The 16,323-nt window shown below is 71.8% G+C and carries 13 protein-coding genes and 1 pseudogene; 3 read left to right on the top strand and 11 right to left on the bottom strand.

Features of this window, described 5'->3' with window-relative positions; translation table 11 throughout:
- Positions 1-1,765 precede the first annotated feature (1,765 nt).
- Positions 1,766-2,275 (top strand): hypothetical protein, encoded by a 510-nt coding sequence (locus MXD62_RS36620; RefSeq protein ID WP_248833905.1) that lies wholly within the window; start codon positions 1,766-1,768, stop codon positions 2,273-2,275.
- Between the two features lie 44 nt (positions 2,276-2,319).
- Here MXD62_RS36620 and MXD62_RS36615 read toward each other — a convergent pair.
- Both MXD62_RS36615 and MXD62_RS36610 read right to left on the bottom strand, forming a co-directional pair.
- Positions 2,320-2,519 (bottom strand): annotated as a pseudogene (locus MXD62_RS36615) (IS6 family transposase); the annotation flags it as partial.
- A 121-nt stretch (positions 2,520-2,640) separates the two neighbouring features.
- Positions 2,641-3,231, bottom strand: a complete 591-nt coding sequence (locus MXD62_RS36610) for a TetR/AcrR family transcriptional regulator (protein ID WP_248833904.1) — start codon at positions 3,229-3,231, stop codon at positions 2,641-2,643.
- A gap of 574 nt (positions 3,232-3,805) precedes the next feature.
- On the opposite strand from MXD62_RS36610, the gene MXD62_RS36605 reads away from it, so the two are divergent.
- Positions 3,806-4,750, top strand: coding sequence for a chlorophyllase (locus MXD62_RS36605; protein ID WP_248833903.1), 945 nt, complete (start codon positions 3,806-3,808; stop codon positions 4,748-4,750).
- Positions 4,751-5,063: 313 nt separating this feature from the next.
- Here MXD62_RS36605 and MXD62_RS36600 read toward each other — a convergent pair whose 3' ends face one another.
- From MXD62_RS36600 to MXD62_RS36570, 7 genes are read right to left on the bottom strand one after another with little or no spacing between them, the layout of a single operon-like run.
- Complete coding sequence (locus MXD62_RS36600; RefSeq protein WP_248833902.1) at positions 5,064-8,396, bottom strand: ATP-binding cassette domain-containing protein; 3,333 nt, start codon at positions 8,394-8,396, stop codon at positions 5,064-5,066.
- Positions 8,393-9,838 carry a phosphotransferase gene (locus MXD62_RS36595; RefSeq protein WP_248833901.1) on the bottom strand — a complete coding sequence of 482 codons (1,446 nt, stop codon included), beginning with the start codon at positions 9,836-9,838 and terminating at the stop codon, positions 8,393-8,395. The genes MXD62_RS36600 and MXD62_RS36595 overlap by 4 nt, the downstream gene beginning before the upstream one ends.
- Entirely contained in the window at positions 9,835-10,629 is a 795-nt protein-coding gene (locus MXD62_RS36590; protein WP_248833900.1) for a hypothetical protein, read from the bottom strand. Before MXD62_RS36590 ends, MXD62_RS36595 begins: the two co-directional genes overlap by 4 nt.
- A gap of 10 nt (positions 10,630-10,639) precedes the next feature.
- Positions 10,640-11,482, bottom strand: coding sequence for a hypothetical protein (locus MXD62_RS36585; protein WP_071059802.1), 843 nt, complete (start codon positions 11,480-11,482; stop codon positions 10,640-10,642).
- Positions 11,483-11,499: 17 nt separating this feature from the next.
- The gene (locus MXD62_RS36580; protein WP_248833899.1) at positions 11,500-12,126 is read right to left on the bottom strand and encodes a hypothetical protein; all 627 of its coding nucleotides are present in this window, start codon (positions 12,124-12,126) and stop codon (positions 11,500-11,502) included.
- Positions 12,123-12,788 (bottom strand): hypothetical protein, encoded by a 666-nt coding sequence (locus MXD62_RS36575; RefSeq protein ID WP_248833898.1) that lies wholly within the window; start codon positions 12,786-12,788, stop codon positions 12,123-12,125. Before MXD62_RS36575 ends, MXD62_RS36580 begins: the two co-directional genes overlap by 4 nt.
- Positions 12,785-13,264 carry a hypothetical protein gene (locus MXD62_RS36570; RefSeq protein ID WP_248833897.1) on the bottom strand — a complete coding sequence of 160 codons (480 nt, stop codon included), beginning with the start codon at positions 13,262-13,264 and terminating at the stop codon, positions 12,785-12,787. Before MXD62_RS36570 ends, MXD62_RS36575 begins: the two co-directional genes overlap by 4 nt.
- A gap of 72 nt (positions 13,265-13,336) precedes the next feature.
- Between MXD62_RS36570 and MXD62_RS36565 the strand changes: the two genes are divergently transcribed.
- Complete coding sequence (locus MXD62_RS36565) at positions 13,337-13,768, top strand: response regulator transcription factor (RefSeq protein ID WP_248833896.1); 432 nt, start codon at positions 13,337-13,339, stop codon at positions 13,766-13,768.
- Here the strand turns inward: MXD62_RS36565 and MXD62_RS36560 are convergent.
- A complete protein-coding gene (locus tag MXD62_RS36560; protein ID WP_248833906.1) occupies positions 13,660-14,418 on the bottom strand; it encodes a response regulator transcription factor in 759 nt (252 codons plus the stop codon). The genes MXD62_RS36565 and MXD62_RS36560 overlap by 109 nt on opposite strands.
- A gap of 35 nt (positions 14,419-14,453) precedes the next feature.
- On the bottom strand, positions 14,454-16,154 hold the full coding sequence (locus MXD62_RS39980) for a sensor histidine kinase (protein WP_248833895.1): 1,701 nt from the start codon (positions 16,152-16,154) through the stop codon (positions 14,454-14,456).
- Positions 16,155-16,323: the final 169 nt, after the last annotated feature.

Raw genomic sequence — 16,323 nt, 5'->3', positions numbered from 1 at the left:
GGGGACCACCTTCCAATCCGGGGCCTGCGCGGTGACCGAGCGAGCTAGACCATCGCTCGGGCGATCCTGACGGCGTCGACTCCCCTCTCCACATAGGTCAACTGTCGGGTACTGCCGAACCTTTCGCGGTGATACTCGGCGGCCTACCCTGGCCGCCGCCCTGCTCGCGCCAGTTCATGTCTGCCGCGACCCTGGACTCTCTTGACTACGATAGGAACTCTACCCACAGCCGCACCCAGATGTCTACTACGGCGGGGACAGATTTTTGGCTCCCAGGAGACAGCTACCCTGCCGCGCACGACGGGGACCGTCGGCGGCGGCGCCTGCTCGGGAAGGCAGGGCAGGGCGTCGGCTCCGGTGCCGGTCGCTCGTTCGGCGCGTCGCTTCTATCTGTACTGGTTCTGCCCGCACTCCGAGCGAAGCTCCGGAGGGTCGCCGAAGAACCGCGTCCGATCAGAAGCGTGGGGAGAGGACCGCTCGTCCTCTCGCGTCTCCCCGGAGAACAGCGCGGAGAACCAGCCCTGCAGGAGCAGCGCATCCCTCCGGCCGGCGCCGGCCGGTGATCTCATCTCCGTGGACGTAGGCCCCGTCCTCCCGCGGATGCCGCTTGGACACCTCGTGTGCCTTCCGCGTCATCTGCTGGACGGCGAACGGGCGGGATCCCCATTCGTCGACCCTTGTGGAGCGCTGCCCCGGACCCCGAGCCCTCCTCGGGGGGAGAGAACTGAGGAGCTGCCACAGGTCACCAGGAACCGGGCATGCGGGACCGTTGATCGCCTCCGCTGGACGGCTACGTGGGGTCACCCCAGAACCGGGGCACGTCGAAGGGCCCTGGTGCCAATGGCACCAGGGCCCCGCAAATTCAACACCATCTACTAGCTAGGTACGTCGAGTTCCCTGAGTCCGCGTGGCCGGCCCCGGAGGGCGGGCGTGCGGAGATCGCGATGCGTGACCGGGGACCACCTTCCAATCTGGGGCCTGCGGTAGCCGAGCGAGCTAGATCATCGCTCGGGCGATCCTGATGGCGTCGACTCCTCTGCTCGTCGTCTGGTCGGGTACTGCTGAACTTCTGTCGTGGTGCTCGGCGGCCTGCCCTGGCCGCCGCCCTGCTCGCGCCAGTTCATGTCTGCCGCGACCCTGGACTCTCTTGGCTACGACAGGAACTCTACCCAGGACGGCACTCGATGTCTACTGCAGCGGGAGTAGATTTTCCGGAATCGAGGAGATAGCTACCCTGTGGCGGCCGATCGTGCCAGGCATCGCCGGCACCGGCCCGGGAAGGCGGGAGCGGAGTCCACGGGCGTGGCGTACGAAGAGTAACAATCTAGCGACTTGCCGGAGTGGTGGTCCGTGACGTAGAGCGACCACCACGTGATCCTCGCGAGAAACCTGCGAAAGCGACTCGAGGAGGAGATACGCGATGGCCGTGCGCCGGACATCGCGTGTGACGATCTCGTGCGGTTTCGCCTGCGGGACCTAGCGCTTGCCGATGCCGCGCTGGAGCAGGCCGCTGGGACGTGGCTCAGCCACGGTGACGCCTTGTCGTCGGTGATGATGCAGGTACCGTCGTTCGGCGCCTTCATCCGGGCGTTGCTGCCGATCGGCCAGGCTGGCGGGCACACGCTGTCGTATGGGGTCTGGGTCGGCTTTCACCCTGATGACCTGCAGCGCGCCTTTGCGGTCTGGTGGGAACCCGCCTGGACGGCCGTCTCGCCAACGCTGTCCAGCCCTGGGGATGCTTGCCGCCCCGGAGTGGGTGGTGACTATGACCCTCTACGGCTTCGCCTCGTTGGTGTTCCTGGCCGTGGGCTGGAAGCTGCTCGCGATGGGCGCGGCGGCCTGCGTGCTCTGGGCGGTGTTCGTGCTCCAGACCGCGTGGCGGGATGGTGGCCGGGCCGGGGCGGACACCTGGCGGCGCGCCGGCCGGCTGCTGGCCGTCGCGGTCGGCCTGACGCCGTTCGCGACCTACGGCTCCGGGCTCGCGCTGAGCACGTTCGGGCTCCTCGACGACGGGTGCGAGTCGAGAGGGGTGAAGGACCTGAGCCAGAACACCGGTTCGTCTGGCCTCTGGCCTCTGGCCGCTGCACGACACCACCTGTGGCCCCGACCTCGTCCCCGCCTTCGTCAACCCGCTGGTCATCGGTTCGACTGTCCTGTTCATTGCCATCCTGGCCGCCCTGATCGTGACGAGATGGCGCGGCAACGACCGCCAGTCGGCGTCCGCCGACCGCACGTAGGGCGAGATGCCGAGGACCCAGGCCGTCACTCCGAGTAACTGACGGCCTGTCGGGGCAGCACGCATCGACGGTTGCCTGCGCTGTACCGGCACAGCTGGGCTGCCTCGCCCAACAGCGGATGAACCGCTGCACCCGCCGGTAGACGGTGATGCGATCGACCTCGATGCCACGCTCGGCGAGCAGCTCCTCGACATCCCGGTACGGCAGCGCGAACCGCAGGTACCACCGCACCGCCAGCACGATCATCTCCGACGGAAACCGGAACCCGGCGAACTCCGACACCGAAAGTGACGGAACGACCGCACCTCGACCCATCGCCTGATCATGCCCGCCAACCAGTACGAAGGCCCCGCCCTGGCCGCATGCAACAGAGCCGGCCCGCGTGAGCTGCCTGCCTGGCGGATCAGTGCGGCCGGCGTAGTCCCGCGACGAGGATCGTGACCAGTCGACGTGCGTCGTAGCGGGGCTTTTTGCCGGCTCCTATACAGATGCCCCCGACGCCGCGCATGAGCTCGTAGGCGTCCAGGTCGGAGCGAATCTCGCCGGAACTGGCCGCGGCGTCGAGTAGCTGGGTGCACACGGGCACAAGCCGGTCGAGGAAATAGGAATGCAGGGGGTCGAAGCAGGGGTCGTCGGACTGGAGAACGGCAGCGAGACCTTGTTTCGTGACCACGAAATCAACGAAAAGGTCGATCCATCGCCCAAGTGCGGCGTACGGAGTTGGGCTGGTCGCCAGCAGGGCAGGACCGGCCTCGGCGAGGGCCTCGACCTGGTGCCGGTAGACGGCGATGATGAGATCCGCTCGCGTCGGGAAGTGGCGGTAGATCGTCGCCGTCCCGACGCCGGCCTTGGCCGCGATGTCGCGTATCGGTGCTTCCACGCCCGACGTGACGAAGATCGCGGCAGCTGCGTCGAGCAGGGTCTCCTCGTTGCGTCGCGCGTCCGCCCGTTTGGGTCGCGTCCCGCGTCCCGCGTCCGGATCGCTGTCGTTCACCGTACCCCTCCCTTCACCATCAAGCTTGCTAAACGGGACAGCGTCCCGTATTGTCAATCGGGACAGCGTCCCGCTTCGACATGTTGCCAGATCCGTGTTTCGACATCCAGGCCAGGCATGGTCACCGAGTGGTGCCGCCGATCGATCGCGCGGCAGTGCCCATACCCGGCCCACTGCGCCGTGCCCGCGTGGCATCCCACCCCACCCGCTCGATCTCTATTCCGTCTCCCGACGCTTGACGCACCCGATCGCGGGAGAACACCGCAGGCTGGCGACCTGTTCCGTCATCGCAGGCTGACCCGGGCGATAGACATGCTCTGGTCGGATCGCGTGGTGTCCGGCCAGGACGAACCTCTACGGCGGCTCCAGCGCCGGACCAGTGCGAACTCCAGGGGCCGCTTCGGTGGCCACGCCAGGATCGGAAGTTCGTGGAAACCGCGCCGATCAGCGCGTGGGAGAAGGCAGAGCTCGCTCAGCTGAGCGTCGAGCGACTTCTGGGCTTCCGCGTGGGCTGACGCACCGCACCGACACCGGCGGCACCAGCCGCGAAACAACTGCAAGAAAGGACCCTCCCATGACCTCAGCAGGGACGGCGACCACGGACGTGGCCCTTGGTGAACCCGCTCCGGTCGTCTCGGTGAAGCCGGTAGTGCTGCCAGCGTCGGGCCGCGGCGAGGATCTGCGAGTGCGGGTGTCCGCGCCCGCGACCGGGCGCGGACTGCCTGTCATCATCTTCTCCCACGGATTCGGTTCGTCGTTGGACGGCTACGGTCCGCTGGCCGACTTCTGGGCTGCTCACGGCTTCGTGGTGATTCAACCGACCCATCTTGACTCGAGGACACTGACTATTCCTCCCGACGATCCCCGGACGCCGCGGATCTGGCGTTTCCGAGTCGAGGATCTGAAGCGCATCCTCGATCATCTTGATCTCCTGGAAGGCGCGCTTCCCGGGCTCGGGGGGCGTCTCGATCGAAGCCGCATCGCTGCAGCCGGGCACTCCTTCGGCGGCCAGACGGCGGGCAATCTTCTGGGCCTGCGAGTCATCGATCAGGAGAGCGGGAAGGGCGAGGACCTGTCTGACTCCCGGATCAGAGCGGGTGTGCTGTTTGCGACGGCCGGACGGGGCGGAGCCGACCTGACGGCGTTCGCGGTCGAGAACTTCCCGTTCCTGAACCCGAGCTTCGCGGACATGACCACCCCGGCGCTCGTGGTCGCGGGAGACCGGGACGACTCGCCGCTTACAGTCCGGGGGCCGGACTGGATGACCGACCCGTACTTCCTGAGCCCTGGCGACAAGAGCCTGCTCACTCTGTTCGGGGCGGAACACTCGCTTGGTGGCATCCCCGGCTACGAGGCCAAGGAGACAACGGATGAAAACCCCGAACGCGTCGGCCTTGTCCAGAGAATAACCTGGGCCTACCTTCGCCATGCACTGGACATCGACGACTCCAGCTGGCTGGCAGCACAAAAGATTCTGTCGGGGAGCGCTAGCCCGCTGGGCAGAATTGAATCAAAATAGAAACTGGCACGTGTGGTCGATCTGCGTTGGACTCTCTGTCGTGTAAAACCGATCTGGTCACCCGGCTCATATCCAGGAAGCGCCGCCGCTACCCGCGCCCGGTCAACGATCACGATGGGGCCTGACGCCGTGTCGGCCCTCCCCGTCGGCCGTGGCCAACCCACTCGTTTCCGTCGACACGATGCGTGATCCCAACGGACGCCCATGCTCCTTCCGTGTGACGACTTGCCGTCACATCCTGCGGTCCCGGGCTCCGTCACGGCGGTCGGTCACCGGTGTAGCCCAGGGGTTCGCTGGCCATGCCGCGCGGTGATCAGCGGCCCTTCCGGGGGGTTGATCCGCGGCGGAGCACGGGCCACGTCGCCGCCGCGACGGCCGCGGTCAGCAGCAGGAGCGCGGCGAGGTCAAGCGCCCAGGTGCCGGCGTCGTCCTTCCACAGCGGGTCACGATCGGGGTCGCCCTGCCGGTAGCCGGTGGTCGCGGCGACCATCGCGAACCCCCACCGGGCCGGCATCAGGTACGCGAGCTGTTCCAGCGGCGGGCGGCCGTTCAGGGGGATGAGCAGCCCGCACAGCAGGAACTGCAACAGCAGGACGACGACCAGGATCGGCATGCCGCGATCGGCGTTGCTGATCAGCGCCGAGACCAGCAGCCCCTGGACCATCGCGGCCAGCGCGACCGCGATCATGGCGACGGCGACCTCGGTGACTCCGCTCCCCAGCGCGAGCGGAGTGTCCGGCCCGGGTTTGCCGACCAGTCCGGCGAAGGCCAGGATCACCGCCTGCAAGCTGGTGATCATGCCCAGTACGGCGAGCTTCGACCAGAGGTAGGCGCCGCGGGAGAGCCCGATCGCCTGCTCCCGGCGGAAGACAGAGCGCTCCTTGACCAGTTCCCGGAACGCTCCGGCGAACCCCGTGAACGCGCAGCCGAGGACGAGCATGAGCATGAGCGGGGCGATGTCGTCGTCGGGGTTGGTCTGCCGGCTCTTCCATGACAGGCCGTGCCCACCCGGCAGCAGCTGCGCGAACAGGCTCAGGACCAGTGGCAGCGCCAGCAGGAACAGCGCGTACGCCCGGTCGGCCGCGATCACCGCGAGGTAGCGGCGCGCGAGCACGGCGAACTGGCGCAGTGCCGGCTGCTGGCGCGGCGGGGGGTCCGGCACGGCCGGCGCCGGACGCACCGCGGGACCCACCGCGGGCTGCGCCGCGCCGCTCGGCATCCCGTACTTCGCGTACTGGGGCGAGGCCCGGAACCGGGCTGTCCAGTCGACATCCCGGGACTGGTCGAGGAGCAGGAACATGTCCGCGAAGTCACGCTGGCCGAAGTAGCCGAGCGCCTCGCCGGGCGGGCCGAAGTAGGCGAGCCGGCCGCCCGACGCGAGCACGAGCAGCCGGTCGCACAGGTGGAGCTGCGCGGGTGAGTGGGTGACGACGACCACCGTCCGGCCGTCGTCGGCGAGCGTGCGCAGGGTCTGCATCACCGACTTGTCCATGCCCGGATCCAGCCCGGACGTCGGCTCGTCGAGGAAGAGCAGCGACGGGCGGGTGAGCAGCTCCAGCGCGACGCTGGTGCGCTTGCGCTGCCCGCCGGAGAGGGTGCTGATCCGCTGGTCCGCGTGATCGGCCAGCCCCAGCTCGCCGAGCACTTCCTCGACCCGCGTGTTGCGCTCGGCCGCGGATGTGTCGGCGGGGAACCGCAGTTCGGCCGCGTACCGCAGGGCCCGGCGGACGGTCAGCTGTGGGTGCAGGATGTCGTCCTGCGGGACGAGGCCGATGCGCTGGCGCAGTTCGTCGTAGGACGCGTAGAGGTCGCGGCCGGCGTAGCGGACCTCACCGGAGTCGGCGGGGCGCTGCCCGGTCAGCGCGCCGAGCAGGGTGGACTTCCCGGCGCCGCTCGGACCGACGACGGCCAGCAGGCTGCGCTGCGGCAGGGCGAACCCGACACCGTCGAGGAGCCGCCGGCCGGAGCGGGTGACGGCCAGGCCGTCGGCCTCGAACGAGATGTCACCCGAGTCGGTGTACTCGACGAGGGTGCCGCCCTGCAGGTGCAGCAGGGCATGCCCGATGCCGACGATGTCCCCGGCCCCGATCGTGGCCGCCTGGCTGATCCGGTGGCCGTTGACGAACGTGCCGTTCCAGCTGCCGAGGTCGACGATCCGATGCTCGGTCCCGACCTGGCGCAGCTCGGCGTGCCGGCGCGAGACGAGCGGGTCGGTGAGCACGATGTCGCACTCGGGCGCGCGGCCGATGGCGATCGGCGCAGCCCCGACCGGATGCAGCGCCGTGGCCTTACGCCCCCACCACGTCCCGCCCGGGCGGGACGCGCCGGCGGTGCCCGGCGCCGGTGCTGTTGGTGGCAGTGCCGTCGGTGGCGGTCCGGAGGTGGGCGTGCCCGGCGCCTGTGCCGTTGGCGGTAGCGCGGAGGGTGGGGAGGCCGGCCCCTGCGCCGTGGGTGCAGGCGTGGCGGTGGCTGGCCGTTTCGGCTGGTGGTGCCTGGTTTCGAAGAGCGCGGTGGGTGCGGCCGGTGATGCGGGCGGCGTCGGCGGCGGGGCGCTCGCAGCCTGCCACCAGCCCGACGCGGGTGTGGCCGGCGGTGCGGGCGGGGCGGGCGGTGCGGGCGGTGTCGACGGTGGTGTGCTTGTGGCCTGCCACCAGCCTGACGCGGGTGTGGCGGGCGAGCCGGGCGGCGCTGGCGTTGGCGGACCAGACACAGGCGCGGGCGCAGATGGGGGCGAGGACGCGGGGGTCGCCGCGGGGGCGGCGTTCGTCCGCGTCCACCACCTGCCGCCCGTGGCCGGGGCGGCGGGCGGCTGAGCCGGGGCCGCCGAGCCGAGGGCTGCGCGGGCGGCGGCCGCGAACACGGACGCGGCGGGATGCCGGTCGGCCGGCGACTTGGCCAGGCCCTGCGCGATGACGGCGTCGAGGGCTGCCGGTGCCCCGGGCCGCACGGCCGACAGGACGGGCGGTGGCTCCTCCAGATGTGCCCTGATCACCCCGAGCCGCTCGGCCGTGACGAACGGCCTGCGCGCGGTCAGGCACTCGAAGAGCAGGCAGGCCAGCGAGTAGACGTCCGCCCGGTGGTCGACCCGGTCGGAGAGGAACCGCTCGGGCGCCATGTACTCGATCGAGCCGATCGCCGCCCCGGTCGCGGTCATCCCGGCACCCTCGACCGTGCGGGCGATCCCGAAGTCGACGAGGTAGACGAAGTCGGTCGGACGTCCGCGGCCGGCGCACAGCACGTTGGACGGCTTGACGTCGCGGTGCACCAGTCCGTCGGCGTGCGCGGCGTCCAGCGCCGAGGCGATCTGCTCGACGACGTCGACGGCGGTCCGCGGGTCGAGCGGGCCGCCGCGCAGGACCGTGCCCAGATGGGCGCCCTCCACCAGGCGCATGTCGATGAAGAGCTGGCCGTCGATCTCGCCGTGGCGGTGGATCGGGATCACATGCGGCTCGCGTAGCTGCGCCACCGTCTCGGACTCCCGGCGGAACCGCTCGGTGTAGTGCGAGTCCCCGGCCAGGCTCGGGAGCAGGAGCTTGAGGGCCACCATCCGCTGCTGCCCGGTGTCGTAGGCCCGGTAGACCTCGCCCATCCCGCCGCGGCCCAGCAGTTCCTCGATGCGATACGGGCCGAACATCCGCTGCGTCATCGCGCCTTCCCCGATGGTTGTCGCCGTCGCCGTCGCCGGATCATGAGAACGAGGACGATCAGCGCAGGCACAAGGGCGAGCAGCGCGGAGACGGCGGCCTTGTCGGAGGGGGTCATGCCGGTGAGCGTGGCGGAGACGAGGGCACTGCCGAGCCCCCAGGCCGCCACCGTCGAGACCACCGCGAACAGGTACCAGCCCACTGCGCGCAGCCGTCGCCCGGCGGCACGCAGGGGAGCCCACCGCGCTGGTCCGGGCTGCGCCGGTCCGGCCTGCGCCGGCACTGGTCGCCCTGGTTCCGGCCGCTGTCCGGGCGGCTGCTTCCACCACACGGTCTGCCCGGCCGGCGGAGCGGGCTGGGGACGAGGCCACGGACGCGCGGCGGTGCTCTGACGCGGCGCGGCGGTGCCCTGGGGCTGTGTGGTGGTGCCCTGGACCGGTGTGGTGGTGACCTCGACCGGCGGGGTGATGACCGGGAGCGGTGCGGTGGTGGCCTCGGGCGGCGCGCCGGCTGGCGGGTGGGCGGCCGTGCGCGTCCACCAGGGGACGGGCCCCGAGATCAGCTTTTCCAGGTCGCCGGTGGCCGTCCAGCCCGGGGCGCAGCAGGCCCGCAGCCGGGCCGCGAGCTGGTCGATCCGTGGGTCGTGCAGCCGCTCGACCCACGACCACACCTCGGTCCGGTGCGGAGGCTGGTAGTCCCTGTCGCGGAAGAGCAGGTTCTCGCCGTCGTTGAGCTGCTCCCACTGTTCCGGCTCGCGGGCGAGCGCCAGCAGCGAGAGGTAGATGACGAGCCCGGGGAAGGTGTCCATCCACGGGCCCCAGGGCCGGTTCCGGGGCTGGTAGTTGCGGTGTCCGCCCTCCGACGGTGGCCGGGAGCCGGCGAACGGGGCGATCCACGAGCTGTCGAAGTCGACCAGGCGCAGCTGGCCGGCCGTGTCGACGAGCACGTTGCCGTGTTGCAGGTCGCCGTGCGCGAACCGGGCGGCCTGGGTCCGGCGCAGCAGGTCACGCCAGGACGCGGCGAGCGTCGCCAGCGCCGCGCGGTCGTCGGCCTCGACGAGGTCCTCGACGTGCCGGTCGAGGGTGTGCCCGTCCACCCATTCCATCTGGACCATCGGCCAGCGCCGGCCGTTGACGAGAATCGCGTCGTCCACCCAGCGGCAGCCCGCGACGTCGCCGTTGAGCCCGCGCTCGGTGAACCAGGCGTTGAGCGCGGTGTAGCGCTGCTGGGTGGAGGCGTCCTCGCGGGTGAAGAAGCGTAACGCCTGCGCGGTGCCGCCGACCGTCGCCCGGAACACGACCGCCGTGCTGCCCGACGCCGGAACGGGGATGCCCAGCATCGGGTGCACGTCGAACCGGGCCTCGACCAACTCGGGACGGTCGAACACGAGGTCGGGCCGCTGCACGGCTTTGATGTAGTCCTCGGCGGACAGCTGGTCGGTCACAAGCAGACCACCAGGGCGCCGGGCTCGGCCGTGGCGAGCCGGACCCGCAGCAGCGTGACGTCGTCGTTGCGCATCCGCCCGGCCGCGCGCTGGTCGGCGACGATCGCCGCGAACGCCGCGTCGTGGTCCAGGCCGGCGAGTGCCGCCCACAGCGACGCCTCGTCGCGATCGGCTTCCAGCAGCAGCCACTGGGCCAGCGCGTCGGTGGCGATGAAGAGCACGTCGCCCGCCCGGACCTCGCCGCTGGCCAGCTCCAGCGCACGCAGCATCGGGCCGAGTGCCTCCGGGCGGGTGCCGATCCCGTCGGGGGAGAGACCGAAGTCGTCGACGTCGATCGGCGGGAAGTGCGTGAGCAGCCGGCCGGCCCGGACGTGGAACAGCACGGTGTCCCCGAGGGCGGCGGCCTCCCAGCGGGCCCGGGGCCCGTCGAGGCCGGTGAGGCGGCATCCCAGGAACGTCGCGAACGACCCCTGCGTGTGGAACTTGTGCTCCTCGATGACGGTCGCGAACCGCGCGGGCGCCCCGGCCACCCACAGCCGCTGGACCTGCTCGAACCAGGCGCGAAGCCCGTCGGGGGTGAGGTCGGGCCCGGTGTCGGCGACGAACGAGCCGACCAGGTGCGCCACCCAGCGGATCGCGTCGTAGGCCTCGGTGGCGCCGTCCACGACCACGTAGCGGGGGGTGACACCGGTGGCCGGGTCGCCGTCGTGGCAGGCGGCGGCGTCCTCCCATTCCGATGCCGCGCTGCCCAGCTTCTCCAGCCAGAAACAGGCGGAGCGGGCGAGGATCATCAGCAGGTCCTCACCGGTCGCGGACGTCGGCGACCCGGGTGCCGATCTCCAGGAACCACACGAGCGTCGCCAGGCCGGCGTTGAACACGAATCCGCGGGCACCGTCGGCGATCTCCACCCGCGCGCCGCGGGCGTTCGCGACCATCGAAGCCGGCAGCGTGCTGGAGATCGCGAACAGCTCGGGGCCCGGTTCGGGCAGGTCCGCCGCCGTGACCGGGAACAGCGCCTCGGGCGCGACGGTCGGTGACAGGAAGATGTTGAACAGCAGTGTCCGACCGTGGCGGGTTTCGATCGAGGTGAGCCGGGCGGCCCACTCGGCGAGGTCGGCGCCGTCGAACGGGCTGTCGGTGACCATCCCGTCGGTGATGTTGATGACGATCGGCGGGAACGAGTCGGGGTGGCTGGCCGCCCACCCGTACACGTGCTCGCCCGCCGTCGCGATGGCCTGGCACATGGGGGTGCGGTAGCCGAACACCGGCTCGATCCAGACCGGGAGCCGGGAGCCGGCGACGGCGTCGACCGACTGTTCGGCCTCGACCCGCAGCGGGTTGTCGAACACCTGCGGGATCGGCACGATCGGCTGCCCGGCCAGTGCCGGCTCGACGCCCTCGCCGCCCCCCACCGGGCAGGCGCCGTAGCCGAAGACCCCGACGTCGAAGTAGTGCCTGGCCCGGCCGCCGACCTCCTTCGCCGACTTCACACACAGATCGAGCAGGATCTTGTTCACGGCGCGGGCGGCGCCCTCGGCGAGCGTGCCTCCGCTGGACTGCCACGGCTGCTTCATCGAGTCGGACCGGTCCAGCAGGAACACGATGCAGCCGGGGTTGGTACGGGAGAAGGTCTGCTCGTACATTCGTCCATCCGTTCTCGTCAACGGGTATTCCGGCGGCGACTCGCGACGACGACGACCGGCCACGTGGTTCCGGGTAGCCAGGTCCACTCGTGGCCATCGGCGCGGCAGCGGAACGCATACCCCGCGCCGGCGTGCCGGACGTCGAGGCGGAACGCGCCGCAGCGCGGGCACTGCACGACACGTGCGGAGTCGCGCAGCTCCCCGAGATCGCGGGGAGCCGGGCGCGTCGGCGCGGTCGTGGTGGTCGGCGCCGCCGGTGGCGGGGCGTCCCTGTTCCACCACTGCCCCGCGGACGGGGCGCCGCCGGCCGGCTGCCCGACCGGCAGCACGAGCTGCGCGGCCTCCGGCTGCCCGGTCTGCGGCTGCCCGGTCTGCGGCGGCGTGGTCTGCGGCTTCGCGCCGCCGGCGCCCGGCCCGGACGACGGGCGGTCCGGGCGCCGGGCGCGGTCTGTGAGCGGTTGCCCCAGCAGAGCGGCGAGCAGCGCGCCGACGGCGGCGGACCCGAGAACCACGGCGAGCGTCGTCTCGAACGGGCGGTCCCGGAACAGCAGGGCCCAGCCGAATCCGGCCGCGACGAGCGCCGAGGCCGCGAGCAGCGGAAGCGGAATCCGCTCCGCTCGTCCCGTCACGGCCCTGCCCGTCATGGTTTCTCCAGGCGGAACAGCACGTCGGCGGCCGGGTTGGTGACCGGCTGGCACTGCTGGTCGCGGGTTTTCGTGTCGGTGAATCGCCAACCGGTCGGCGGGTCCAGGCAGACCACCGCGTTCAGTGGCAGCTCGGACGGCGTGAACTGCCCGTTCGGGTCGAGGGCGCCGCCCGGCAGCACGTGCTGCGCGTAGCGGATCGTGACTTTGCTGTCGTTCGGGAGCGGGTCGTCCCCGTCCGTCCTGTCCGCGACCACGCGGACCTGCTCGACGGTCACCTTGGTCGGGGTGTCGGCGGACACCCGCTCCCGGATGCACGCCGACGCCGGGTCCGACCCGGCCACCCGCATCGGCGTCGTCGACGAGACCACGCACACCTCGTGGTCGCCGGGTGGGACGTCCGCGGACCATCGGCCCTGCGTGACGATCCCGTCTGCGGCCAGCACGGTCGAGCCGTGCCGGATCTGGACGGTCATGTCGTCCGGGAGCTGGGCGCCCGACGCCTCGACCAAGGTGACGGTGACCCGCTCCGGCTTGCCGGTGACCGGCGACTGCGACGCCACGACGACGCTCGACAGGGCGACGGCACCGAACGCGATCGCCGCCGCGTAGCCGGGTGTCAGCACCGGATGCCGCCACAGCGACGCGCGGCGCGCTGTCATGCGCATGTGAACGGGTAGTTGACGCTGCCCGAGCCGGACCGGTTCGGGGCGGAGACGACCACGTCGAAGCCCCCACCACCGGTGTAGCTCCCGGCGATGCGGACGACCTCGCTCTCGCCCTCGTCGAGGAACCCGGACGACGGGCTGACCGAGACACCGGACGCGGACGCCGCGTTCCAGCGGATCGCCCCGTCAAACGCGGAGATCTTCAGCTCGCTGTCGATACTCGAGCAGTCGACGCGGGCGGTGCCGCTCGTGCCCCGCTGTGTGACGGTCGGCGTTCCTGTCGAGTCCGGCGTCGCGCTTGTCGGAATGCTCGGACGCTCGACCGGGCCCGGCCCGTTCGGGCCGCCACCGAGACCCCCGGAGCCGGAGCCGGAGCCGAAGTTGGAGCCGGAGTCGATCTGGCCACGGACGACCACGAATACGACGATCACGGCGAACACGCACGCGAGCCCGGTCAGGACGGCCTTCATGGGAAGGAGTGTCGGGCGAACCGGATCTGGGCACATCCGTGCCGGCACTGGCTTTCGGGAGCGGTTTTCCCAGTGCTGGCACCGAGATCCGAAACGGCCGCCGGGTGCTACCGTCCGGAGATGGACCGGGTGGCGGTGGGCCGCGTCTTCATCGTCGACGACAGCGAGCCGTTCCGCGCCGTCGCCCGCGCGCTCCTGGAGAGCGGCGGCTACCAGGTGGTGGGCGATGCCGGGACCGGGGCCGAGGCGCTGGCCGGTGTGCCCGAGGCGGGTCCCGACGTGGTACTGCTCGACATCGCCCTGCCCGACATGGACGGGTTCAGCGTCTGCCAGGCGCTACGCCGCACGGCCCCCGACGCGACAGTGGTGTTCTGCTCGGTGCGCGACGCCGAGCACTACGGCGACGCGGTCGAGCGGTCGTCCGCCGCCGGGTTCCTCCCCAAGTCGACGCTGTCGGCGGCCGCGCTGGCGCTGATCGTGGCCCGTCGAGCGGAGCGCAGGTAGGCGAGCACCGCGAGGACACGGCGGTTGTGTTCGGCCTCGTCGGGCAGCGCGAGCCGCTGGAAGACACCGCGGACGTGCGTCTCGACGGTGCGTGTCGTGAGGTGCAGCTCGTCGGCGATCGCGTTGTTGGACCGGCCCTGCGCCATCAGCGCGAGGACCTCCCGCTCCCGCGGGCTGAGCGCGGCCAGCTCGTCGCGCCGGCCGCCCCTGCCGCCCCCGCTGTCCCTGCCGCCGACGAGCAGCGGGACGACCTCGGGGTCGAACGCGCAGCCGTCCGCCGCCACCTGGCGCACGGCATCCAGGAAGCCGGGCCCGGTGACCCGGTCCTTCAGCAGGTAGCCGACACCGCGCGCGGTGTGCCCGACCAGCTCGTCGAGGTGCGCGACCTCCAGATGCTGTGACAGGAGCAGCACGCCCGTCCCGGGATGGCTCCGCCGCAGCCGCACGGCCGCGCGCAGCCCTTCCAGGTGGTAGCCGGGCGGCATCCGGATGTCGACGACCGCGAGGTCCGGGCGGTGCCGTTCGACGGCGTCGAGCAGCTCGTCCGCGTTCCCGGACTGCGCGACTATCGCGCACCCGTCGCGTTCCAGCAGCTCGGCGAGCGCCGCCCGGAACAGCGAGGCGTCGTCGGCGAGGACGACGCGCGGCATCCCCGCGGCCGGGGCGGATGGAGTGGTGGCGGTGGTCAAGACCCCTCCAGAGGCAACTCTGCGTGGACGGACGTCCCGGCGCCGGGGAGGCTGCGCACGACCAGGCTGCCGTCGAGCGCGGCGGTCCGGTCGCGCAGCCCGAGCAGGCCCGTTCCGGCGCTCATGTCGGCGCCGCCGACGCCGTCATCGGCGACGGTGACGAGCAGCCGGTTCCCGGACGCCCGGGCGTGGACGTGGATCTGGCTGGCGCGGGCGTGCTTCGCCGCGTTCGTCACCGCCTCGGCGGCGACGAAGTAGGCCGTCGCGGCCACCTGGTCCGGCAGCGGCGGCAACGCGGGCCCGTCGACGACCTGCACGGGGTATGCCGAGCGGGCGGCGAGCGTCCGCAGCGCGGGCAGCAGCCCGGCCTCGGTGAGCACCGCGGGATGGATGCCGCGGGCGAGTTCGCGCAGCTCCGTGACCGCCGCCTCCAGCCCGTCGGCGGCCCGCCGCAGGAGCACGCCGAGCTCGGGGTCGGGGGGAGCCGGGCCGAGCCGGTCCCGCGCCAGCCGCAGGATCAGCGCGGCCGTGACGAGCTGCTGCTGGGCACCGTCGTGCAGATCGCGTTCGATCCGGCGGCGCTGCTCGTCGGCCGCCGCGACGATGCGGACCCGGGACGCCCGGACCTCGGTGAGCTGGGCCCGCACCTCAGCGGCGAGCCGCTGATTGTCCAGCTCCAGCGCCGCGGCCGCCGTCACGGCGTGCAGGACGTGCCGGTCGGCGCGCAGCGCCGGGTCGTGCAGGAGCACGGCGACCACGCGCAGGCCGCGCCGGACCGGGGTCACCGCGTCATCCGGGCGGGGCGTCACGGGCTGCCCGTCGGCGTCCAGGTATCCGTCGGTGGAACCGGCGTCCGAACCGGCATGGTCCGGGCGGGGGTACGCGATGCGCAGCGTGGGGTCGCCGAGCGCGCGGGCCAGCAGGTGGCGCAGCTCGGTCGGCGGCATCTGCGGCAGCTGCAGGAGGAGGTCCCCGACGGCCGTGCGGCCGAGCCGCACGCGCAGCGCACCGGCCAGGAACGCCACCGGGAGCCCGAGGGTGGCGAGGTGGGCGACCTCGTTGATCAGCAGCGCGGTCGAACCGGTCAACGCCGGGTGAAGCAGCGACGCGACGCTCCCGACGAGCCCGACGCCGTACACCGGCGCGAGCACCCGGCGGGCCGGCGGGGTGGCGACGAACCAACGCCGGACGAGCAGCGCGCCGACGATGACGGCGAACACCACCTGCGTGCTGGCGACCAGCAGGTCCTGTGTCCGGGCCAGGTTGGCGACGAGCAGCAGGTTCGGTGTCAACGACCGGTAGAAGGGGACGCCCAGCGGCACGAGGACGAGCACGAACACATACACCCCGCCGGTCACCGCCCGCTCGGTGCGCGTCCGCAGCCGCCCCTCGGGGAAGGCCAGCAGGAGGTGCACGAGACATCCCGAGGCGACGCACCGGAAGAACATTCCGACGGTGTGCGGCACCGGGTAGCTCGAGACCTGCAGGTCCTCGGCGAACCAGGAGACGCCGACCATCACCATCCGCAACCCCAGCCGACCCGGTCGGCGCAGGTGCGTGACGGAACCGGTCAGCAGGTAGAGCCCGCCGACGAGGCCGGAGAAGAGGGTGCTTGTCGTGTCCTCGTCCCGACCGCCGTCGGAAAGCCAGAGCACCACCGCCCCGATGACCGCGCCCACCACGGCGAGTGCCGGCACCCCGTATCTCCGGCGGAGGTCGTCCCCGTTTCTGGTCATGGACGCCGCGGGCTCGCGCCGGTGGTCCGCCGCGGGCGCGGGGGGGGCCCGGCGCCCCCCCCCCCCCCGGGGCGCGCCCCCCCCCCCCCCCCCCCCGCGGCCCCCCCCCCCCCCCCCCCCCCCCCCCCCC

Source organism: Frankia sp. Mgl5 (genome assembly GCF_023242985.1).
GTDB classification, from domain to species: Bacteria; Actinomycetota; Actinomycetes; order Frankiales; family Frankiaceae; genus Parafrankia; species Parafrankia soli.
This window is presented reverse-complemented; position numbering and strand designations above follow the sequence as displayed.

Excerpts from the sequence above, each read along its gene's own strand:
- MXD62_RS36620 (WP_248833905.1), top strand. The coding sequence starts at position 1,766 with ATGACCCTCTACGGCTTCGCCTCGTTGGTGTTCCTGGCCGTGGGCTGG.
- MXD62_RS36605 (WP_248833903.1), top strand. The coding sequence starts at position 3,806 with ATGACCTCAGCAGGGACGGCGACCACGGACGTGGCCCTTGGTGAACCC.
- MXD62_RS36600 (WP_248833902.1), bottom strand. The coding sequence starts at position 8,396 with ATGACGCAGCGGATGTTCGGCCCGTATCGCATCGAGGAACTGCTGGGC.
- MXD62_RS36590 (WP_248833900.1), bottom strand. The coding sequence starts at position 10,629 with ATGATCCTCGCCCGCTCCGCCTGTTTCTGGCTGGAGAAGCTGGGCAGC.
- MXD62_RS36585 (WP_071059802.1), bottom strand. The coding sequence starts at position 11,482 with ATGTACGAGCAGACCTTCTCCCGTACCAACCCCGGCTGCATCGTGTTC.
- MXD62_RS36580 (WP_248833899.1), bottom strand. The coding sequence starts at position 12,126 with ATGACGGGCAGGGCCGTGACGGGACGAGCGGAGCGGATTCCGCTTCCG.
- MXD62_RS36575 (WP_248833898.1), bottom strand. The coding sequence starts at position 12,788 with ATGACAGCGCGCCGCGCGTCGCTGTGGCGGCATCCGGTGCTGACACCC.
- MXD62_RS36570 (WP_248833897.1), bottom strand. The coding sequence starts at position 13,264 with ATGAAGGCCGTCCTGACCGGGCTCGCGTGCGTGTTCGCCGTGATCGTC.
- MXD62_RS36560 (WP_248833906.1), bottom strand. The coding sequence starts at position 14,418 with ATGCCGCGCGTCGTCCTCGCCGACGACGCCTCGCTGTTCCGGGCGGCG.